Here is a 21902-nt window from a genome sequence, read left to right as displayed (position 1 = left end):
CCGACGTCGTCAAATTCGGCCGGTCATCCGGTTACGTCGTGTGTCGCGGTCCATTGCCGCTCGGAAACGGCCTGCCTAGGCTCGCTCTCGAGAGCCATCACCCACACTCACGACTGTTGCAAGGAGAACCCAATGAGCGACGCAGCCGACTGGAAGTTCGAGACCAAGCAGATCCACACCGGAGCGGCCCCGGATCCGGTCACCAACGCCCGCGCCACCCCGATTTACCAGACCACCTCGTACGTGTTCAACAACGCCGAGCACGCCAAAAACCTGTTCGCTCTCGCCGAGTTCGGCAACATCTACACGCGCATCCAGAACCCGACGCAGAACGTCGTCGAGGAGCGGGTGGCCGCGCTGGAAGGCGGCACCGCCGCACTCCTGGTCGCCTCCGGTCAGGCCGCGGAGACTTTCGCGGTGCTCAACATCGCCCAGGCCGGCGACCATATCGTCTCGTCGTCGTCCATTTACGGCGGCACATACAACCTGTTCAAGTACACGCTCGCGAAGCTCGGCATCGAGACGACCTTCGTCGAAGATCAGGATGATGCGGCCGAGTGGGCAGCGGCGGTACGTCCGAACACCAAGCTCTTCTTCGCCGAGACCATCGGCAACCCGAAGATCAACATCCTCGACATCAAGCTCGTCTCCGATGTCGCCCATGAGGCCGGGGTGCCGCTCATCGTCGACAACACGATCGCGACGCCATACCTGATCCGTCCGTTCGAGCATGGCGCCGACATCATCGTGCACTCCGCGACCAAATTCCTCGGCGGCCACGGCACGGTCATCGGCGGCATCATCGTCGATGGCGGCAAGTTCGAGTGGTCGAAGAACGTGGAGAAGTTCCCCGGACTCACCGAGCCCGACCCGAGCTACCACGGCGCCAGCTACACCACCGTGCTCGGCGATGGCATCGCCTACATCATCAAGGCGCGCGTGCAGTTGCTCCGCGACCTCGGTTCGGCCATCGCCCCGGCGAGCGCGTGGCAGCTCATCCAGGGCATCGAGACCCTGAGCCTGCGCATCGAACGCCACGTGCAGAACGCCCAGGCCGTCGCCGAGTGGCTCGACAGCAACGACGACGTGGCCTCGGTCAACTACTCCGGCCTCCCGTCGAGCCCCTGGTACGCCAAGGCCAACGAGTACGCCCCCCTCGGCGTCGGAGCCGTGCTGTCGTTCGAGCTCAAGGGTGGGGTGGATGCCGGGCGCGCCCTGGTCGACAGCGTCACGCTGTTCAGCCACCTGGCCAACATCGGCGATGTGCGGAGCCTCATCATCCACCCGGCGTCGACCACCCACTCGCAGCTCACCCCCGAGCAGCAGCTGACCTCGGGCGTGACGCCGGGGCTCGTGCGTCTCTCGGTGGGCCTCGAGAACATCGACGACATCATCGCCGACCTCGACAAGGGTCTGGCGGCCGCCCGCGAGGTCACCCGCGCCGCCGCGAGCGCGTAGTTCATCGCCGGTCGAGTAGGCCGCGACCGCGTAGTTCATCGCCGGTCGAGGAGCGCCCGACGAAGGAGGACGCGTATCGAGACACACCAGGTGGTTTCGATACGGCTGCTCCTTCGTCGCGGCCTACTCAACCGGCGGCTTGGTCCAGGCCCTCGACAGTCGTCGCGGCCTGCTCAACCAGCGGCGTGGGCCAGGCCACCGAAGGGGTCGTCGCGGCAACCTCAACCGGAGATAGGGCTGCAACCCGTAACAAATCCGCACGGCGACAGCGGCGCTGGGATACTGGCAGGGACATGGACTGGCAGACACCGGAAGACACCGCGCCCGCGAGCTTCGTGACCGAGGCGAACGCGAGGGCGATCACCGGCAAGCCTCCGGTGACCGGCGCCTGGCGTGAGGGCGATCCGCCCGGCGATCGGCTCTTCGTCTCCATCGGGCCACGCCAGCTCGAGCGGGGCGGGTCGCTCCCGTCGGCCCGCATCGCCTACGAGACCTGGGGCGAGCTCGACACCGACGGCGGTAACGCGGTGCTCGTGCTGCACGCCCTCACCGGGGACAGCCACGTTCTCGGCACTCCCGGCCCCGGACATCCGACCGCCGGGTGGTGGTCCGACCTCGTCGGACCGGGCAAGGCGATCGACACCGATCGCTGGTTCGTGGTCGCCCCGAACATGCTCGGCGGATGCCAGGGCAGCACCGGGCCAGCCTCGTTCGCACCCGACGGTCGGGAGTGGGGCGCTCGCTTTCCGTACCTGACCATCCGTGACCAGGTCGCCGCGCAGGCCGCCTTCTCCGACCAGCTCGGCATCGAGCGGTGGGCCGCGGTCATCGGCGGATCGATGGGCGGGATGCACGCGCTGGAGTGGGCCATCGGGTATCCCGACCGCGTGGAGAGGGTCGCCATCCTCGCGGCGCCGTCGATCAGCAGCGCCGACCAGATCGCCCTGAATTCGGTGCAGATCGAGGCGGTGCACATGGACCCGAACTTCGAGAGCGGGGACTACTACGAGACGGATGGCGACGGCCCATACCGCGGCCTGGCCCTCGCCCGCAGAATGGCACTCCTCAATTACCGCTCCCCCACCGAGCTGAACGATCGGTTCCAGCGCAGTTGGCAGTCGAGCATCAGCCCCCTGGGCGCCCACGGCCGTTTCGCAGTGGAAAGCTACCTCGACTTCCACGGCAACAAGTTCACCCGGCGCTTCGATGCCAACAGCTACGTACTGCTCGTGCAGGCGATGAACTCTCACGACATCGGACGCGACCGCGGCGGGGTCGCGGCGGCACTCGCCCGGGTCACCGCACGCGCCCTCGTGCTCGGCATCGACAGCGACCGACTCTTCCCCGTGCCGGATCAGCAGCTGATCGCGCGCGGGCTGACCGGCAATATCGACGGGGATGAGGCCGTCGTCATCCACTCGGAATTCGGCCACGACGGTTTTCTGATCGAACACGAACTCGTCGGGCCCGAGGTCGCCAGGCTGCTTGCCGGCTGACTCGGCGGTGCGTCACCCCACCGCGCTGACCGCCGCGAACGGATGCCAGCGACCCCAGTTAGTAAGGATTACTGAGTTACTCCTATGCTGGGTAGACAGAGCAGTCTGCGCGGGCACCCGAATTCCCGCGCGCTAAGGGGATTCATTGGCACTGATGAAGACGCGCCCGAACGTCATCACGGCAGCAGTAATCGACGATCATCGCCTCGTCGTCGACGGAATCGTCGCGCATCTGCGTGCGCGCGACAGCGGAATCGCGGTGATGATCGCCGAGACCAGTTGGGCCGGTCTGCTCTCGCACCGCGACTTCCCGGTCGATGTCGCGGTGCTCGACCTCAATCTCGACGACAACATCGCCATTGGGGCGAAGGTGCGTGCCCTTGCGGCCGCCGGCACTCATGTTGTCGTCATGAGTCGGCACGCCGACCTGGCCTCCATCCACGGCGCCATCCGCGCGGGAGCACTTGCCTTCGTACCGAAGACCGAGGCAGCGGACGAGATCGTGAGCGCAATCCGATCGGCCGCGAGCGGAGCGCAGTACCGCAACGCTCCGTTGACCGCTGCGCTCGAGGTGATGTCGACCGCGAAAGACCCGGGTCTCGGCAAGCAGGAGCAGCGAGCTCTCGTGCTCTACGCTTCCGGGCGATCGATCCGCGAGGTGGCTTCCGAGATGGGGACGACCGAGGAGACGGTCAAGTCGTACATCAAACGTGGGCGGCGCAAGTATCGCGAGTTGGGCATCGATCTCGGTACCAAGATCCTGCTCCGCCGCCACGGCATCCGGGAAGGCTGGCTGGCCCCGGAATAGCGGATTCCGGCTAGCGACACGTCGTATGTACCCCCATTTAAGGTCACGGTCTGTGTGACTATTGCAAGCGTGGAACTCATCGCCAAAGAGCGCGATCGTCTTCTGCAGCGCTCGGCCAGAGTCATCGGTCTCGGGTCGTCGGCAGTCGCATTGCTCTGTTTCAGCATTCCGGGCGTTCTCGAAGGGACGACTCTGCTCTCCGTGCTGCCGCTTTTCGTCGTGCTCATCTTTTCGCAGGTGCGGGTGGGCGTGAGCATGTCGCTGATCTGGGTGATCCTCGGACTCGTCTCTGGTGTCGCCATCCTGATCGTCTGCGGGCTGCCGCTCGGCGGGTCGGCCAGCTTCGCGCTCTCGACCGCGATGGTTCCGCTCGCCGCGGGATCGCTGGCCTCCTTCGCAATCCTTCTCACCTCCACCATCGGTCGCACCGTCGTGCTCGTTCTCGGCTTTCTCACCTCGGTGCTCGCAACCGAGGTCACGATCGGGGCGCCGACCATTGCGACCATGGAGGGGGCATCCGTCGCTCTCGGCTGGGTTCTGGCCGCGGTGCTCGGTTACTGGCTCAGCGCGAGTGTGCCGCGCGCCGCACGGCGCATCTACAGCATCGGGCGCGCCCACCGCGCCGAGCGGCAGGCCAGCGAGACCGAGGCGCAGCGTCGCCAGGGCGCTCGCCTGTTACATGACACAGTGCTCGCCACCCTCACCCTTCTCGCGCACTCCGGAGTCGGCGTCGCGCCATCCGCGTTGCAGCAGCAGGCCAACGACGACGCTCGTCTGCTGCGCCAACTGCGACTGGGGGCGACGCCGGTGCCGCAGTCATCCGGCGGCTACAACCTGGAGCAGCCAGTCGAGGAGAGTGCGCTCGGAACCACGCTGGAGTCGGTGAAGCAACGCTTCGGCCGCATGGGCCTCGAGGTCAGCTGGCACGGCACCGGGCAGGTGCTCCTGCCGAGCGACGTGCTCGACGCGTTTTTGCTCGCCCTCGCCGAGTGCCTCGAAAACGTGCGCAGGCACTCCGGGGTCACCGACGCCCACGTCACGATCACCGATGACGAGTCCACCGTGCGCGCCATGGTGACGGATGCCGGGGTCGGCTTCGACCTGAAAGACATCGACGAGGCGCGCCTCGGCTTCAAAGACTCCGTGGTCGGCCGGCTGAAGGAGGTCGGCGGAAACGCGCGACTGTTCTCCTCCCCTGGCGCAGGCACCACCGTCGTGCTGGAGGTGCCCAAGTGAGCAGTGGTTGGACCGCGCCGGAGGAGAACACCCTCGGCGTCATCCTCGGGCGACGCAACCGTCGGGGCGTGCCGACCGCGTCCACCGCGGGCCGCGCCATGCGCCAGGCGAGTGCCCGCGGCGCGAGCCTCGGCACGGGGTACCTCGGCACCGGCGCGAGCGTGCTCGCCGCCGTGCAGGGGGTTCACGGCATCGCGATGTTCCTCAGCCACGCCGGCGCTTACCCTCGTCTACTGCCCATCGCCTTGGCCTGGTTCCTCTACGCTCTCGCGCTGGTGGGCGTGGCCATCTCCATCGCCACTCGCGGCGAGCGGATGTCCAATTGGATGTTCGCGGTCTTCCTGCTCGTGCTGGCCGGAGTCGTCGCGCTCGACTTCACCGCGATCTGGCCGATGCATGACATCGGACGGTTCGCGACGGCATCCGTCTCCGTGGGTTTCGGTCTGCTGGTCGCACTCGCCCTGCGCCGCGGGCTGGAGATCCTGATCGCCGCGCTGCTGCTCGGCGCGGCGATGGTCACCGCCATCGTGCTCAACACTCCGCTGAACGATCAGACTCTTCCCGCCCAGATCCTGGCCGTGGTGCTCTGCATCGCGCCCTCCATCGTCGGTCTGTACGTCGTGAGATGGTTCCGGCGGATCGTGCAGCTCGAACTCGACCGGGTTCTGGTGCAGAGCACCGTCTCCGCGCCGCGCTTCGCGGTCGGAATGCTCGCCTCTGAAGAGCTCGCCCGGCTTGACCTCGCGGCAGAAGAACTTCTGGACTCGGTGGCAACCGGGCGCACCGAACTCCCCCTGACTCCGAAGACGGCGTCGGTAGCGGCATCCCTCGCCACAGAGCTTCGACTGCACCTGATCGAGGGGCGTCGCGAGACCTGGCTGTACCACGCCATCACGGAGTCAGAGCAGCTCGGCAAGTCGGTCACCCTGACTGACCGCGGTTCGCTCGCCGGGCTGCTCAATCCGGTGCAGCGCGACGGCCTGCTGTCGGCCGTGTGGCTGCTGGTCAGCGACAAACGCAAAGGTGCCTCCACGGCACAGGTCACCCTCGGGCCCGTCACGGCGCTGCCCGATCCCGTCACCAAGATGATCACCGTGCCGGTGGTCATGACCACCACCGGGGTCGCCCGCAATCGTGTCGACCCGGCGACCTGGGATGCGATCGGCAAGGTCGGTCGGTTCGTTGACTCGACTCAGAACTCGAGCCTGCGTGTCGAGATCGACTGCATGGTCGCCAACCCGGCAGACCAATAGCATTTCCCCACGTGCCATCCTGATGAGCGCGACTACAGAGAAACGGACGAACAACGTGGCAGACGATCGAATCAGACTGGCGCTGGTAGACGACCACAAGATGCTGCTCGGCGCACTCACGGAGTGGATCCGCGGGGCAGCAACCGACATCGACATGGTGGCGGCGGTCTCGACCTGGCCGGAGCTGCTCAGCCACCCCGAGTTCCCGGTGGACGTGGTGCTGCTCGACGTGGACCTCAAAGACAACATCCCGATCTCGCTCAAGATCTCCACCCTGAAGACCACCGGCGTGAAGACCGTGCTGATGAGCACCTACTCCGAGCCGAACGTCGTGCGCGAGGCACTCGGTGCCGGTGCGCTCGGTTACCTCGTGAAGAGCGAGGAGGCCGACATGATCGTCGAGGCAATTCGCGCCGCGTCGAAGGGCGAGTCGTACATCTCGGCCGAGCTCGACCTGGCGATCAACGCCAGCGATGTGGGCGGCTCGCCCAAGCTCAGCGCGCAGGAGCGTCGCGTCATGGCCCTCTACGGCGGTGGCGAGCCGGTCAAGGCTGTCGCTTTCCAGCTCGGCATCTCCGAGGAGACTGCCAAGAGCTACCTCAAGCGCATCCGCGAGAAGTACCGCGTCGCGGGCATCGACGTCGGCACCAAGGTGGCGCTGCGAAAGCGCGCTATCCAAGACGGCATCCTGATCTCCACCGACGCCCCCAACAGCTTCTAACCGCTTCTCGCCGCACAACGCTGAAACGGCGCTCGACCTCGTGGTCGGGCGCCGTTCTGCGTTCGTGTGGCGGCTACTCGGCGCCCAGCGGCACCGGGATGCTGCGGTGCTCGCCGTTCAGGGTTCCGCCGCGACGCCGCTGCAGGATGACGCTGGCCGTGATCAGTACGATGCCCGGAACGCAGAGAAAAAGCCCCACCCACACCGGGGCGATGTAGCCGAACTTCGCGGCGATGACCACGCCGCCCAGGTACGCGCCCAGGCTGTTGCCGATATTGAGGGCCGAGTGGTTGGCGGCCGCAGCGAGCGTCTGGCTGTCGCCCGCGACATCCATCAGCCGAGTCTGAATGGCCGGCGAGAGTCCGGCAGCCGACAGTCCGACCAGGAAGACGAAGATGAAGAGCCCGGGCAGGGTCTGCGCGGTGAGCGCGAGGCCCGCCAGGCTCACCAGGAACAGCGCGAAGAAGACGTAGACCGTGCGGACGACGTCGCGGTCGGCCGCACGCCCGCCGATGATGTTTCCCACCGTCATGCCGAGGCCCACCACCACGAGCACGAGCGGAACGGCCTGCAGCGGCAGCGGGCTCACATCGGTCGCGATCGGCGAGATGTAGGTGTACACGGCGAAGAATCCACCGAAGCCGACGGCGCCGGTGAGCAGGGTGAGCCAGACCTGCGCTCGGCCGAATGCGCCCAGTTCGCGCTTCATCGTTGCGGCCTTGTCGCCCGGCTGTGCGGGAAGAAAGGCGATCAACGAGACCAGGGTGAGGGCGAAGATGGCCGCGACCGCGAGGTAGGCGATGCGCCAGTTGGTGGCCTGGCCGAGGAAGGTGATCGCCGGCACCCCGACCACGTTGGCGATGGTGAGCCCCGAGAGCACGAAGGCAACGCCCGCACCGCGTTTGCCCGGCCCCATCAGGGAGGCTGCGACGAGCGAGGCGATGCCGAAGTAAGCGCCGTGCGGGAGCCCAGCCAGGAAACGCGCCGCGAGCACCAGCCCGAAGGTCGGTAGCACCGCGGAGAGCAGCGTGAAGAAGGTGAACGCGGCAGCGAGTACCACGAGCAGCTTCTTCCGCGGGAATCGCGCGGCGACGGCGGCGATGGTCGGGGCGCCGACCACCACTCCGAGGGCGTACGCGGAAGCGAGCAGGCCGGCCTGCGCATTGGCGTCCTCGGGCGACCGTGCGTACAGGGCAGGCAGCAGGTCGTGCGCGATGTTCGGCAGCAGGCCGAGCGCGACGAATTCGGTCGATCCGATGCCGAAGCCACCGAGAGCAAGCACGAGCAGGGCGATCCGGATGCGGGCGGGTGAAAGCTGGGGTGTCGTGAGCGTCGTCACGCGGCAGCGTCTTTGAAAGGAGCGTTCATGAGGCGAGGCGGACCATTCTGATCTCGGGGATGTGAGACAACTCTCCGTCGAGCATCTTGGACGCTCCGTCTGCAACGAAGCCTTCTCTACTGTAGAACGCCCTCGCGCGCGGGTTGGCGCCGAGCACCCACAGCGATGCGGGATTGCGGCCGATCACCGCTTCGAGCAGGGCGGATGCGAGGCCTGAGCCGTGCAGTTCGGGGTGGACATAGAGGGCATAGAGCTCCTGTGCTGCGGGAGCGTCGTCATCCGTACTCGGTCCGGCCATGCCCCAGCCGACGATCCTGCCGTCGCACTCCCCGACGATTTGTCGAGTGCTCGGGTCATCGAACCGTGCTCGACGCCGCGCTGCCTCGACGTCGCGCCGCGCGGCCAACCGATCGAGGAAGTCCGCCGACATCACGTGCGCGTATGCCACCCGCCAGCCGGCGATGCGCAGGTCGACAATCGCCTCGATGTCATCGACGGTGGCCGGCCGGACGGTCCACGTAGCGTCACTCACGCATCATTCTTCCGCCTGCGCCGAACACATTGCGCCGGGGCAGGCTGCAGTCAACAGGATGGCGGGCCCAGAAATCCCGAATGCATCCTGTTGGCCGCAGAAACGCCGATCTCAGCCTGTTGAGCGACGCGGCGCGGCGGGGCGGGACGCGGCGCGGCGCCGGCCGCCCGGGCTCAGCCCTCGGCGCGCTCGATCGCCGCCTCGAGCCGCTCGACCTTGCCGGTGAGCTCACCCGTGTGGCCGGGGCGGATGTCGGCCTTCAGTACCAGCGATACGCGCGTACCGAAAACGCCCACGGCATCCGTCGCCGCTTTGACGACTGCGAAGACCTCGTCCCAGTCGCCCTCGATGGTCGTGAACATCGAATCGGTGTGGTTCGGCAGACCGGAGTCGCGCACCACCTTCACCGCGGCAGCCACCGCATCGTGAACGGAATCACCGGAGGTGTCGCCGCCGCTGGGGGCGACCGAGAACGCTACGAGCATGGTGGGCTCCTTATTTGTTGGGGATGACTTCGGGTGGCAGTGCGGAGAACGGCCACACCTCTGGCAGCCACTCCGGATTCTCTGCGGCGGAGGCATTCGTTCGCCGCCACTCGCGCCACAGCGCCCACATCGACCAGCCGAGCAGCACGAACAGCAGCAGGTCTTTGGCCGTGATCACGGTGAGCATGAGCGGGTTCAACGACAGCAGATAGCCGTAGAGGTACGGATAGATAACCTGCGTGAGCGCGGCCAGCACCGCCGACAGGATCGCCGGAACCCGAAACGACCGCCCGCTTCCCGCCGCGGTGGTCGCCAGCCCCAGGATCACCGGCACCGCGAACCAGGTGATGTACTGCGGCGATCCCACCTTGTTGAAGGCGATGAACGCGGCGACGAAGCCTAACGACAGGGCAGGCAGGATGTCCGCCACCCTCGCCCGCGACCGCACGGCCAGCGCCCCCAGGGCCGCCACCACCAGAAACGCCAGCAGCATGAGCGGGGTCGTCACGGCGCTGGCGACATCGACCCCAGCACCGCGCACCTGCCAGGTGAGCAGGTCGGTGTCGTAGTAGACGGTGGTTCCGGTGCCTGCGGTGGCGCCCCACAGCCAGATCGTCGCGATCGGAGCCTCAACCTGCAGGCCTCGCCCGGTCTGCTCCGTAACGAAGCTGAAGACGTTGGTACCGCTGCCGAGGGCGAGCGCGCCGGCGATGATCAGCACGCTGGTGATGAGCCCGGTGACCACCACCGCGGCACGCTCGCGCACCGAGATCACGATGGCGACGATGATCGCCGCCGGCCAGACCTTGATCCAGGTGGCGATCGTCAGGATGAATGCGGCCAGCCGGGGTCGCGACGCCACCAGCAGCACCCCGACGATGGCCAGCGGCACGGTGACCGAGTCGATGCGGCCCAGAGCTATCGGCCCGAGCAGCAGCAGGAAGCCCAGCCACCACCAGGCGACCAGGCTGTTCTGGCGGCGCTTGCCCCAGCCGACGATCACCGCGAAGGCGATGGCATCGAGCACCATGATCATGGCGAGCCAGACGCCCGAGTACTCCGACATCCCGAACATGCGGGCGGCGAGCATCGGCACGATGGCGAGAATCGGGTACACCCACGGGCCGTTGATGCCGACCCAGTAGTGGCCGACGATCGCCTGGTCGGTCCAGAAGGTGTACACCGAGCTCACATCGCCGAGCGGGTATCCGGGCGCGCGAAGGTTGAGCAGGCCGAGCACGAAGTGCACGATGACGAAGGCAGACCAGAGCAGCACCGGGGCGGTGTACCACGCGGGTCGAAGCGAGGGCGGCGTGGTCACCGCCCCAGCCTAGAGGGCGTCAGCGGAGCAGGTCTGCGATGGTGGCTGGCACCGCTCGAATGAGATCGACGATCGTGAACGGTCCGCCAGCGCTTGCCCGTTTCGCGGCAAGACCGTGGATGACGGATGCCGTGGCGCCGAGGCGAGCGAGCGCGCCACTGTCGGCGGCGATATCGTCGCCGTGGGTCGCGACCAGTGCGCCGAGGATCCCGCCGAGCGCGTCGCCGGCGCCGGCCGTCGCGAGCCAGGCCGGAGCACTGGCGGCGACGATGCGAGTGCCGTCGGGCGCCGCCACATAGGTGGAGTGCCCTTTGAGCAGCACCGTCACGCCCAGCGCCTCCGCGCCGCGCACGGCCCACGCGGCGGGGTTCGCCGCCACCTGCTCCTTGCTCGCGTCGACGATCCGGGCCAGCTCGCCGAAGTGCGGGGTGACGATGGTGGGTCCGCCGGAGCGCTCCACCAGATCGAGCGCGCCCGCGTCGATCACGGTGGGCAGCCCCTGGTGCAGGGCCACGTCGAGCCGGCTGGCGGTCTCGGGGTCGCGCACCGCCGCATCCTGTCCGGATCCCAGCAGCCAGGCCTGCACCCGGCCCGGCGCTGTGACGGTCTCCGGTCGGCGTTGCAGCACGAAGTCGCTCGCACGCGCGGGGCCCAGGTAGCGCAGCATCCCGAGTCCCGTGTGTAGGGCGGCTTCGACGCCGAGCACGGCCGCGCCCGGATATTCGGCCGAACCGGTCACGACGCCGAGCACTCCCCGGCTGTACTTGTCGTCGTCGGCGACGGGCACTCGGATGTGGCGGCCGGCGTCGGCCGGGGTCCATTCGGAAAAGGTGCTCATGGGTCACACGATATGCGGGTGCGGGAATAGAGTCACCCCGTCCGGGCCTTTTCAGTACTGTGCCTTCTTCCTCGGCAAACCCTTTCTCGCGACGCAAGGAATTTATGTCTGACACCACCCCCGCCCTGTTCAGCCCGCTCAGCATCCACGACGTGACCTTCCGCAACCGGCTCTGGGTCGCGCCGATGTGCCAGTATTCGGTTGAGCAGCGGGACGGCGTGCCCACCCCGTGGCACCTGGTCAATCTCGGAGCGCAGGCCCGAGGCGGCTTCGGCCTCGTGATCACCGAGGCCAGCGCGGTCAGCGCCGAGGGCCGCATCTCGCCGCAGGACACCGGCATCTGGAACGACCAGCAGCGGGATGCCTGGCGCCCGATCGTCGACTTCGTTCACTCCCAGGGGGCTGCCGCCGGCATCCAGCTCGCCCACGCCGGACGCAAGGCCTCGACCTTCCGCCCCTGGTCGTCCGAACACGGCTCGGTGCCGCTCGACGACGGGGGCTGGCCCACTGTCGCCCCCTCCGCGATCGCCTTCGAGGGCTACGCAACGCCAGACGCGCTCGACCTCCCGGGAATCGCCCAGGTCGTCGCGGACTTCGCCGCCGCAGCGCGCCGCTCCGTCGACGCGGGCTTCGACGTGCTCGAGTTGCACGCCGCGCACGGCTACCTGCTTCACCAGTTCTTGTCGCCGCTGTCGAACCTGCGCGGAGACCAGTACGGCGGAAACCTCGAGAACCGCGCCCGCCTGCTGCTCGAGGTGGTCGCCGCGGTGCGCGCGGAGGTCGGCCCGTCAGTGCCGCTGTTCGTGCGTTTCTCCGCTACCGACTGGGTCGATGGCAGCGGTTCCGACACCGGCTGGACGCCGGAGCAGACCGCGATCGTCGCCGAATGGGCGAGGGATGCCGGGGCAGACTTCTTCGACATCTCCAGCGGTGGCCTCGTGGCCGGGGTCCGCATCCCCGTCGGACCGGGCTACCAGGTCACCTTCGCCGATTTCGTCAAGCACCAGTCATCCGTCGACGTCAGCGCGGTCGGACTCATCACCGAGGGCAAGCAGGCGGACGACATCATCACCTCCGGCCAGGCCGACGCCGTGATGGTCGCCCGGGCTGCGCTCCGCGACCCGAACCTCCCCATGGTGCTGGCCAAGGAGCTCGGCTACGAGCTGCCGTACTGGCCGAGCCAGTACGCCCGCGCGCTGTAGTTCGCGGCTGGCTCGCAGAACTACGGATGCCCGGCTCCCCCATTTCCGAAATGCAGGAAGCTCGACTCGACACGCCGCGTGACAGGCGACCGCGCCGGCGCGCCGCGCAGAGTTTCCTGCATTTCGGAAAGTGCGGGGGCTGCGGAGATCCGTCACAACACCGTACCGACCCCTACCGACTCCGTTGTGCCGCAATTCCTGCACAACAGAGAAACCAGCGCGGACTAGTCGCGGCGGGTCGCGTCCTGCACCTCGCCGACCAGCTCCTCGATGATGTCCTCGAGAAACAGGATGCCGCGGGTCGCGTCGTGCTCGTCGAAGACGCGGGCGAGGTGCACGCCCGATCGGCGCATCGATGCCAGCGCGTCTTCGAGGTCGGCGGTTCGCGAGATCGAGATCAGCTGACGGATGCGGCGCGGCGGCACCGGCTCGGTGAACTCGACCGGGTCTTCCAGATCGATGACATCTTTGAGGTGCAGGTATCCGGTCGGCTCACCGTTGTCGGCGACCAGGACGTATCGCGAAAAGCCGTGCTGGGCGACGGCCCGTTCGACCTCCGCCGGCGTCGCGGCCTCGGACAGCGACACCAGGTTGTCCATGCCGACGGCGATGTCTTTGACCTTCTTGACGCTGAACTCGAAGGCGGCGTTGAGCTGCCCGTAGTCGTCGTTGAGCACGCCCTCCTTGGTCGACTCGGCGACGATATTCGCCACCTCGTCCACCGTGAACGCGCTGGTCGCCTCGTCTTTCGGCTGCACCCGGAACAGCAGCAGCACGCCGTTGGCGGTCTTGTTGAGGAAGATCACGATGGGGTGGAAAATGCGTGAGACGAACACCAGCGGCGGCGCGAGCAGCAGCGCGGCCCGGTCGGGCACGGAGAACGACAGGTTTTTCGGCACCATCTCGCCGAACACCACGTGCAGGAACGACACCAGGATCAGCGTGATGATGAAGCCGACCGTGGTGATCGCGCCCTCGGGTAACCCGGTGAGTCCGAGCGGCCCCTCGAGCAGGTGATGGATGGCCGGCTCCGACACGTTGAGGATCAGCAGCGAGGCGACGGTGATGCCCAGCTGGCTCGTCGCGAGCATCTGGGTGGCGTGCTCCATGGCGAATAGCGTCGTCTTCGCCGCCCTGCTTCCGGCCTCGGCGCGCGGCTCGATCTGCGAGCGCCGAGCCGAGATGACGGCGAATTCGGCACCGACGAAGAAGGCGTTGACGAGCAGCAGCACGACTAGCCAGGCGATTCCTGCCCAGTCATTCATGAGGTCGCTCCGCTCTCGGTGGGGTCGCTCGGTGTGGGGGTGAACCGCACCCGGTCGATGCGGCGGCCGTCGAGGCGCTCCACGCGAAATTCCCCGCCCTCGACGGCAACGGTGTCGCCCTCGATCGGCAGGCGCCCGAGCTCGCTCATGATGTAGCCACCCACGGTCTCGTATGGTCCGTCCTCCGGAACCGTGACCTCGGCCCGTTCCAGCAGTTCGTCGGGTCGCAGGCTGCCCGGAAAGGTGAGCCAGTCGCGCGAGCGCACGACCCCGGCGCGGGTGCGGTCGTGCTCGTCCGCCACCTCGCCCACCAGTTCCTCCACCAGGTCTTCGAGGGTGACGACACCCGCGGTTCCGCCGTACTCGTCCACCACGATCGCCATCTGATAGCCGCGACCCCGCAGCTCACCGAGCAGCAGGTCGAGCTTCATGGTCTCTGGAACGCGAACGACGTCGGACTGCAGGGCCGACACCGGGACATCCGACCGCTTTTCGCGGGGCACCGCGACGGCCTGCTTGACGTGCACCAGACCGACCACGTCGTCGATGCCCTCGTCGACCACCGGAAAGCGGGAGAGCCCGGTCTGTCGGGCGAGCTCGATCACGGTCTGGGCGGACTGTGTGCGTTCGACGCTCGAGACCCGCGGGCGCGGCGTCATGACGTCGGAGGCGATGTGTTCGCTGAACACCAGCGTGCGGGCCAGCAGGGTGGCGGTATCTCGATCGAGGCTGCCCTCCGTGGCCGATCGTCGCACCAGCGACCGCAGCTCTTCGGCGGTTCTGGCGGAGGTGAGCTCCTCCTTGGGCTCAATGCCGAAGCCTCGCAGGATGAGGTTGGCCGTGTTGTTGAGCAGCGCCACGAACGGCCGGAACACGGTAGTGAACAGCACCTGAAACGGGATGACCAGCTTCGCGGTCGGCAGCGGCAACGCGAGGGCAAAATTCTTCGGCACCAGCTCACCGATGATCATCGACAGCAGCGTCGCGACGACGATGGCGACGACGGATGACACCACTCCCGCCATCGCCGTCGGTAGGCCGATCGCGTGGATCGGCACCTCGAGCAGGTGCCCGATCGCCGGCTCCATGGTGTAGCCGGTGAGCAGCGTGGTGATCGTGATGCCGAGCTGCGCACTGGAGAGGTGGGTGGAGGTGACCTTGAGCGCCGAGATCGTCATCCCGAGCCCCTTCTCGCCACGCGCGGTGCGCGCTTCGAGATCGGAGCGGTTGAGATTGACGAGCGAGAACTCCGAGGCGACGAAGAAGCCCGTGCCGACGGTCAGGACCAGTCCGATCCCGAGCAAGATCAACTCATTCATGCTGACCCCGGGCCAGCGGAGAAGCAGAGACGGCGATCATGGCGGCAGGGCGCCTAGAGGGAGGGTCGTCCATTATTCGCACAAGTGTACGGGACGGTTAGCTGCGAGACGCCCGCTACCAGGAGACCGGGAGCGCCTTTCCTTCTTCGTACCCGGCGGCCGACTGGATGCCCACGAGCGCGTTCTGATGGAACTGATCGAGGGTCGCGGCTCCGGCGTACGTCATCGAGCTGCGGAGCCCAGAGGTGATCATGTCGAGCAGATCCTCCACCGAGGGCCGCAGCGGGTCGAGGTAGATCTTCGACGACGAGATTCCCTCGGCGAAGAGTTCTTTGCGCGCGAGCTCGTACGGGTCGAGCCGGTCGAAGCGCTCGTGCACGGCCTTCGACGAGGCCATCCCCCAGCTCTCCTTGTACAGCCGCCCGGTCGCGTCCGTCTGCAACACTCCCGGTGCCTCGATCGTGCCGGCGAACCAGGACCCGATCATGACGGATGCCGCCCCTGCGGCGAGCGCGAGAGCGACGTCCCGTGGGTACCGCACCCCGCCATCCGCCCAGACGTGAGCGCCGAACTCCTTCGCCGCGGCGGCGGTCTCGAGCACTGCCGAGAACTGTGGACGACCGACGGCGGTCATCATGCGAGTGGTGCACATGGCGCCGGGTCCGACGCCGACCTTGATCACGCTGGCTCCGGCGGCGACGAGGTCACGCACGGCAGCGGTCGTGACGACGTTGCCGGCCACGATCGGCAGACGGGCGCCGCGGGCATCCGTCAGTCCGAGCTTGGCTACCGCCTCGATCGCGCGGAGCATTCCCTGCTGGTGACCGTGGGCGGTATCGAGCACGAGCACGTCGACGCCGGCCGCGGCGAGGGCGGTCGCCTTGCCGGCCACGTCGCCGTTGATGCCGACCGCTGCGGCGACCCGCAGACGGCCGTTCGCGTCGAGCGCGGGCTGGTAGAGCGTCGAGCGCAGTGCGCCGGTGCGGCTGAGGGTTCCGACGAGCTGTCCGTGCCGCAGCACCGGGGCGAACTCGAGGTCGGCGGCGACCATGAGGTCGAAGGCCGCGCGCGGGCTGGTCACGTTGTCGGCATCGATCGACGCGAGCGGGCCATGCAGCAGATCGCCGAGCTTGGCGTCTGGCTGCACGGTGCCAAGACGTGAGGCCTCGATGCAGCCGAGGAAGACGCCCTTCTCGTCGTGCAGAACGATGCCCTGGCCGGCGACCGGCGGAACGTGAAGCAGCGCGTCGGCGACCGTCTGCTCCGGCCGGAAGTCGAGGGGCGTGTCGAACTCGACCGGCTGGTCTTTTACCCAGCGGATGGCGGCATCCAGGTCTTGCAGATGCAGGTCCTGCGGCAGCACGCCGAGCCCGCCACGCCGGGCCAGAGCGGCCGAGAGGCGCGGCCCGGTGACCGAGTTCATATTCGCGGAGACGATGGGGATGGTCGCGCCTGTGCCGTCGGAGGTGGCGAGCGACACGCCAAGCCGACTGCCGACCTCGGAATGACTGGGTACGAGGAACACGTCCGAGTAGGTGAGGTCATGTCGGGGCGTGGTCTCGTAGAACTCCATGTACTCCAGGTTAAACCTCGGACGGGGGGTCGAAGCATTTGACGATGCGATTAAGCTGAAGGCATGTGTGACCATCGGCGGTCACCATCTGCGATCAGGACCGAGAGCAACGGTCAACAGCATCAGGAGAGTGGGCGGTCGGCTGTGTCTAGCCAAGTAACCGGAACTGTTCCCGAGGACGGATCCTCAGGCGAATTCGGAGCCAACGAATGGCTCGTCGACGAGATGTACGAGCGTTTCCTCGTCGACAAGAACTCGGTGGATCAGACCTGGTGGCCGATCCTGGAGAGCTATCACCAGACCGCGACCGCCGCCGCGAACGCCGACGCAGAAGCGAGCGACGTCGCAGCGGAGTCGGCGGTGCCCGGCCAGCAGCCCCAGATCCCCGCCGAAGTGACGGATGCTGCCGCTCCCGCCGCGCCCGCAGCCCCGGCCGAGCCCGCAACCGGCTCGCAGCCCGTCGCCCGCACCACGTCGCTGCAGCCCAAGCCGCAGCCGATCCCCGCCCAGGCGCCGGCCAAGGCGCAGACGCCTGCCCCGACGACTGACGCGGCTTCCGACGAACCGCAGGATCAGGTGTCTGTGTTGCGCGGCGCGGCGAAGTCGCTGGCGACGAACATGGATGCCAGCCTCAGCGTGCCGACCGCGACATCCGTCCGCACCATCCCGGCCAAGCTCATGATCGACAACCGCATCGTGATCAACAACCACCTCAAGCGCGCCCGCGGCGGCAAGGTCTCGTTCACGCACATCCTGGCCTGGGCGATGGTGAAGACGCTCAAAGACTTCCCCAGCCAGAACGTGTTCTACGACGAGGTCGACGGCAAGCCGGCGGTGGTCTCCCCCGCGCACATCAACCTCGGGATCGCGATCGACATCCCGAAGCCCGACGGCACGCGCTCACTCGTCGTGCCCGGTATCAAGCACACCGAGACCATGAACTTCGGCGAGTTCCTCACCGCCTACGAGGATGTCGTGGCACGTGGCCGTGCCAACAAGCTCACCGCCGCCGACTACGCCGGCAACACGATCTCGCTCACCAACCCGGGCGGCATCGGCACAGAGCACTCCGTCCCTCGCCTGATGCGCGGCGCTGGCACCATCGTCGGGGCCGGTGCGCTCGAATACCCGGCCGAGTTCCAGGGCATGTCACCGACCACCCTGGTCGACCTCGGCATCGGCAAGACCATCACGCTCACCAGCACCTACGACCACCGCGTCATCCAGGGTGCCGGCTCGGGCGAGTTCCTGAAGAAGATCCACGAGCTGCTCATCGGGCAGCGCGACTTCTACCAGAGCATCTTCGCCGATCTCCGCATCCCATATGAGCCCATTCACTGGGCTACGGATATCCATGTCGACCTGGCCAATCAGGTGGGCAAGGTCGCTCGGGTGCAGGAGCTCATCAACTCGTTCCGCGTGCGCGGACACCTCATGGCCGACATCGACCCGCTGGAGTACAAGCAACGCACCCACCCCGACCTCGACATCGAGAGCCACGGCCTCACCTTCTGGGATCTCGATCGCGAGTTCGTCACCGGCGGCTTCGGCGGTCGCACCTCGGCGCCGCTCCGCGACATCCTCGGCGTGCTTCGCGACTCCTACTGCCGCACCATCGGCATCGAGTACATGCACATTCAAGACCCGGAGCAGCGTCGCTGGATCCAGGAGCATGTCGAGAAGCCGTACACCAAGCCGACCAAAGACGAGCAGCTGCACATCCTCGGCAAGCTCAACGAAGCCGAAGCCTTCGAGACCTTCCTGCAGACCAAGTACGTCGGCCAGAAGCGGTTCAGCCTGGAGGGTGGCGAGTCCACCATCGCCCTGCTCGACGCGGTCATCCAGGGAGCGGCGGAGGCCGAGCTCGACGAGGTCGCCATCGGCATGGCGCACCGCGGTCGGCTCAACGTGCTCACCAACATCGCCGGCAAGACGTATGGCCAGATCTTCCGCGAGTTCGAGGGAACGCAAGACCCCCGCACCGTGCAGGGCTCCGGCGACGTGAAGTACCACCTCGGCACCGAGGGCACCTTCACCGCGGCGGGCGGCGAGCAGATCCCGGTCTACCTCGCGGCCAACCCCTCCCACCTCGAGGCCGTCGACGGCGTGCTCGAGGGCATCGTCCGCGCCAAGCAAGACCGCCGCCCGATCGGCTCCTTCACCGTGCTGCCGATCATGGTGCACGGCGACGCGGCGATGGCCGGCCAGGGCATCGTCATGGAGATCCTGCAGATGTCGCAGCTGCGGGCCTACCGCACCGGCGGCACCGTGCACGTCAACATCAACAACCAGGTCGGCTTTACCACCCCGCCGAGCGAGGGTCGCACCTCGATCTACTCGACGGATGTCGCCAAGACCGTGCAGGCGCCGATCTTCCATGTGAATGGTGACGACCCCGAGGCCGTGGTGCGGGTCGCGCAGCTCGCCTTCGCCTACCGTCAGCGTTTCCACCGCGACGTCGTCATCGACCTGATCGTCTACCGTCGTCGTGGCCACAACGAGGGCGACGACCCCTCGATGACCCAGCCACTGATGTACAACCTGATCGAGGCCAAGCGCTCCGTGCGCACGCTCTACGTCGACGCGCTCGTCGGTCGCGGCGACATCTCGCAGGAGGAGTACGAGGCGGCACACGCCGACTTCCAGGACCGCCTGGAGCGCGCCTTCGCGGAGACCCACGCGGCACAGACCGGATCGATTCCGGTCATCGTGCAGGACGGCAATGCCGTCGCCGACCTCGAGCGTCCCGAGTCGCAGCAAGACGACGGTGCCGGCGAACCGGCCACGACCGCCGTGAGCGACGGCGTCATCCAGCTGATCGGTGATTCCTTCGACAACCCGCCCACCGGCTTCACGGTGCACCCGAAGCTGCAGCAGCTGATGAAGAAGCGCTTCGAGATGAGCCGCAACGGTGGCATCGACTGGGCCTTCGGTGAGCTCCTCGCCCTCGGCTCGCTCCTGGTGGAGGGCACGCCCGTGCGCATGGCCGGTCAGGACACCCGCCGCGGCACCTTCGTGCAGCGTCATGCGGTGCTGCACGACCGCCTCAACGGCCAGGAGTGGCTGCCGCTCGGCAACCTCAGCGACAATCAGGCGCGATTCTGGATCTACGACTCCCTGCTCAGCGAGTACGCGGCGATGGGCTTCGAGTACGGCTACTCGGTCGAGCGGGCCGACGCGCTCGTGCTCTGGGAGGCGCAGTTCGGTGACTTCGCCGACGGCGCGCAGACCATCATCGACGAGTTCATCTCCAGCGCCGAGCAGAAGTGGGGCCAGCGCTCCAGCGTCGTGCTGCTGCTGCCGCACGGCTACGAGGGCCAGGGACCTGACCACTCGTCGGCACGGATCGAGCGCTACCTGCAGCTGTGCGCGGAGAACAACATGACGGTCGCCCGACCGTCGACGCCGGCCTCGTACTTCCACCTGCTCCGTCGTCAGGCCTACGCCCGACCGCGGCGCCCGCTGATCGTCTTCACCCCCAAGGCGATGCTGCGCCTCCGCGGCGCGACAAGTCAGGTCTCCGACTTCACCACCGGCAAGTTCGAGCCGGTGATCGACGATGCGAACGTCACCGAGAAGTCGTCCGTGAGGCGAGTTGTGATGGTCTCCGGCAAGATCTACTACGACCTGGCCGCCGAGATCGACAAGCGTCAGCTGAAGGATGTCGCGCTCATCCGTCTCGAGCAGTACTACCCGCTTCCGACCGCTCAGCTCAGTTCGGTGCTCTCGCAGTACCCGAACGCCGATCTGGTCTGGGCGCAGGAAGAGCCGGAGAACATGGGAGCGTGGCCGTTCATCTGCCTCGAGCTCGGCAAGAAGGGCTTCGCCGCGGGGGCCGGCACCATCACGGTCGCCTCGCGCCCGGCATCCGCTTCGCCGGCCACCGGGTCGAGCAAGCGGAGTGCTCAGGAGCTCGTCGACCTCATGGACCGCGCGCTCACCATCTAGCCCGAGCATTTCGCCGGTTGAGTAGGCCACGAGGAACGAGCAGCCGTATCGAAACCCACCACGTGAGGGGTTTCGATACGCGTCCTCGTTCCTCGGGCGCTACTCAACCAGCGTGAATAGCGCTAGTGCGACTGGAGCGTACGCAGTTTCAGCAGCACCTGATCGCGCAGATCGGCGGGAGCTGTCTCGCGGCAGGCGCGCTGCACCGCCTGGGTGAGCACGATGCCGATGCGGGCCTCACCGGTGCAGTCGTCGCAGTTCGCCATGTGCTCGGCGATGTCGGCGGCATCCGCCTTGGCGAGTTCGTCGTGCAGGTATTCTTCGAGTTCCGCTTTCGCTTTATCGCATCCGCAGTCGGTCATTTCGCAGTTCTCCTCGAGGAAGCCGTACTTCCAGCAGTGGCGGTGTCGGGAACCACGATGCCACGCTCACGCGCGTACTCAGCGAGCAAATCGCGGAGCATCCTCCTGCCACGATGCAGGCGGCTCATCACGGTTCCGACGGGGGTTTTCATGATGTCGGCGATCTCCTGGTAGGAGAACCCCTCCACGTCGGCGAAGTACACGGCCATACGGAAGTCTTCCGGCACGGCTTGCAGAGCATCTTTGACGGCGCTGTCTGGCAGGTGGTCGATCGCCTCCGCCTCGGCCGAGCGGGTGGAGCGCCCCTGGGTCATCGACTCGGCACCGCCGAGCTGCCAGTCCTCGAGGTCGTCGATCGTGCCCTGGTACGGGTCACGCTGCTTCTTGCGATAGCTGTTGATGAAGGTGTTGGTGAGGATGCGGTACAGCCACGCCTTCAGGTTGGTTCCCTGCTGGAACTGGCCGAACGCGGCAAAGGCTTTGGCGAAGGTCTCCTGCACCAGATCGGCGGCATCGGAGGGGTTGCGCGTCATGCGCAGTCCTGCGGCATACAGCTGGTCCATGAACGGAATAGCTTGCTCTTCAAACAGCGAGCGCACGTCGAGGGCGGCGGGGGGCGCGACTTCCAGCGCATCCTCAGCGGGTGCGGACTGGTCTTCGTTCGAAATGCTCATCGGGGCCAAGTGTACTTCTCGGCGTCGACGCGACGCCGAGCGGCTGAGCCCTGCGGGGGCCACCCGGGCTAC

The 21902-nt window shown here is 67.1% G+C and carries 18 protein-coding genes; 8 read left to right on the top strand and 10 right to left on the bottom strand.

The features are described 5' to 3' along the window. Positions 1-132: 132 nt before the first annotated feature. From IV501_RS07325 to IV501_RS07300, 6 genes are all read left to right on the top strand, one after another. Positions 133-1458, top strand: coding sequence for a bifunctional o-acetylhomoserine/o-acetylserine sulfhydrylase (locus IV501_RS07325; RefSeq protein ID WP_200555789.1), 1326 nt, complete (start codon positions 133-135; stop codon positions 1456-1458). Positions 1459-1751: 293 nt separating this feature from the next. Continuing rightward, on the top strand, positions 1752-2954 hold the full coding sequence (gene metX, locus IV501_RS07320; protein WP_200555788.1) for a homoserine O-acetyltransferase MetX: 1203 nt from the start codon (positions 1752-1754) through the stop codon (positions 2952-2954). Positions 2955-3108: 154 nt separating this feature from the next. Continuing rightward, positions 3109-3762 (top strand): response regulator transcription factor, encoded by a 654-nt coding sequence (locus IV501_RS07315; protein ID WP_200555787.1) that lies wholly within the window; start codon positions 3109-3111, stop codon positions 3760-3762. A gap of 69 nt (positions 3763-3831) precedes the next feature. Next, positions 3832-4998, top strand: coding sequence for a sensor histidine kinase (locus IV501_RS07310; protein ID WP_200556143.1), 1167 nt, complete (start codon positions 3832-3834; stop codon positions 4996-4998). Then, on the top strand, positions 4995-6251 hold the full coding sequence (locus IV501_RS07305) for a hypothetical protein (RefSeq protein WP_200555786.1): 1257 nt from the start codon (positions 4995-4997) through the stop codon (positions 6249-6251). Before IV501_RS07310 ends, IV501_RS07305 begins: the two co-directional genes overlap by 4 nt. A 55-nt stretch (positions 6252-6306) precedes the next feature. After that, entirely contained in the window at positions 6307-6972 is a 666-nt protein-coding gene (locus tag IV501_RS07300; protein WP_307812225.1) for a response regulator, read from the top strand. Positions 6973-7045: 73 nt separating this feature from the next. Here the strand turns inward: IV501_RS07300 and IV501_RS07295 are convergent, their stop codons facing one another. From IV501_RS07295 to IV501_RS07275, 5 genes are all read right to left on the bottom strand, one after another. Then, positions 7046-8311 carry an MFS transporter gene (locus tag IV501_RS07295; protein WP_200555784.1) on the bottom strand — a complete coding sequence of 422 codons (1266 nt, stop codon included), beginning with the start codon at positions 8309-8311 and terminating at the stop codon, positions 7046-7048. Positions 8312-8336: 25 nt separating this feature from the next. Further along, complete coding sequence (locus IV501_RS07290; RefSeq protein WP_200555783.1) at positions 8337-8843, bottom strand: GNAT family N-acetyltransferase; 507 nt, start codon at positions 8841-8843, stop codon at positions 8337-8339. 173 nt (positions 8844-9016) lie between these two features. Next, a complete protein-coding gene (locus IV501_RS07285; RefSeq protein ID WP_200555782.1) occupies positions 9017-9328 on the bottom strand; it encodes a thiamine-binding protein in 312 nt (103 codons plus the stop codon). A gap of 10 nt (positions 9329-9338) precedes the next feature. Further along, positions 9339-10649, bottom strand: coding sequence for a glycosyltransferase family protein (locus IV501_RS07280; RefSeq protein ID WP_200555781.1), 1311 nt, complete (start codon positions 10647-10649; stop codon positions 9339-9341). A 19-nt stretch (positions 10650-10668) separates the two neighbouring features. Continuing rightward, positions 10669-11487 carry an ADP-dependent NAD(P)H-hydrate dehydratase gene (locus IV501_RS07275; protein WP_200555780.1) on the bottom strand — a complete coding sequence of 273 codons (819 nt, stop codon included), beginning with the start codon at positions 11485-11487 and terminating at the stop codon, positions 10669-10671. A gap of 104 nt (positions 11488-11591) precedes the next feature. Here IV501_RS07275 and IV501_RS07270 point away from each other — a divergent pair, with 104 nt between their 5' ends. Next, on the top strand, positions 11592-12689 hold the full coding sequence (locus IV501_RS07270) for an NADH:flavin oxidoreductase/NADH oxidase (protein ID WP_200555779.1): 1098 nt from the start codon (positions 11592-11594) through the stop codon (positions 12687-12689). A gap of 224 nt (positions 12690-12913) precedes the next feature. On the opposite strand, the gene IV501_RS07265 is transcribed toward IV501_RS07270, so the two are convergent. The 3 genes from IV501_RS07265 to guaB1 form a co-directional block, all read right to left on the bottom strand. Beyond that, positions 12914-13954, bottom strand: coding sequence for a hemolysin family protein (locus tag IV501_RS07265; protein WP_200555778.1), 1041 nt, complete (start codon positions 13952-13954; stop codon positions 12914-12916). Beyond that, positions 13951-15273 carry a hemolysin family protein gene (locus IV501_RS07260; RefSeq protein ID WP_200555777.1) on the bottom strand — a complete coding sequence of 441 codons (1323 nt, stop codon included), beginning with the start codon at positions 15271-15273 and terminating at the stop codon, positions 13951-13953. Before IV501_RS07260 ends, IV501_RS07265 begins: the two co-directional genes overlap by 4 nt. 115 nt (positions 15274-15388) lie before the next feature. After that, the gene (guaB1, locus tag IV501_RS07255) at positions 15389-16846 is read right to left on the bottom strand and encodes a GMP reductase (protein WP_200555776.1); all 1458 of its coding nucleotides are present in this window, start codon (positions 16844-16846) and stop codon (positions 15389-15391) included. A gap of 144 nt (positions 16847-16990) precedes the next feature. Here guaB1 and IV501_RS07250 point away from each other — a divergent pair, with 144 nt between their 5' ends. Next, entirely contained in the window at positions 16991-20794 is a 3804-nt protein-coding gene (locus tag IV501_RS07250; RefSeq protein ID WP_200555775.1) for a multifunctional oxoglutarate decarboxylase/oxoglutarate dehydrogenase thiamine pyrophosphate-binding subunit/dihydrolipoyllysine-residue succinyltransferase subunit, read from the top strand. 122 nt (positions 20795-20916) lie between these two features. On the opposite strand, the gene IV501_RS07245 is transcribed toward IV501_RS07250, so the two are convergent. Next, positions 20917-21156, bottom strand: coding sequence for an anti-sigma factor family protein (locus tag IV501_RS07245; protein ID WP_200555774.1), 240 nt, complete (start codon positions 21154-21156; stop codon positions 20917-20919). After that, entirely contained in the window at positions 21153-21830 is a 678-nt protein-coding gene (locus IV501_RS07240) for a sigma-70 family RNA polymerase sigma factor (RefSeq protein WP_200555773.1), read from the bottom strand. Before IV501_RS07240 ends, IV501_RS07245 begins: the two co-directional genes overlap by 4 nt. Between the last annotated feature and the right edge of the window lie 72 nt (positions 21831-21902).

Origin of the sequence: Lacisediminihabitans changchengi (assembly GCF_016634425.1) — a bacterium.
GTDB lineage: Bacteria > Actinomycetota > Actinomycetes > Actinomycetales > Microbacteriaceae > Lacisediminihabitans > Lacisediminihabitans changchengi.
Note: the sequence above shows the minus strand (reverse complement) of the source record. Positions and strands in the feature narration are given on the sequence as shown.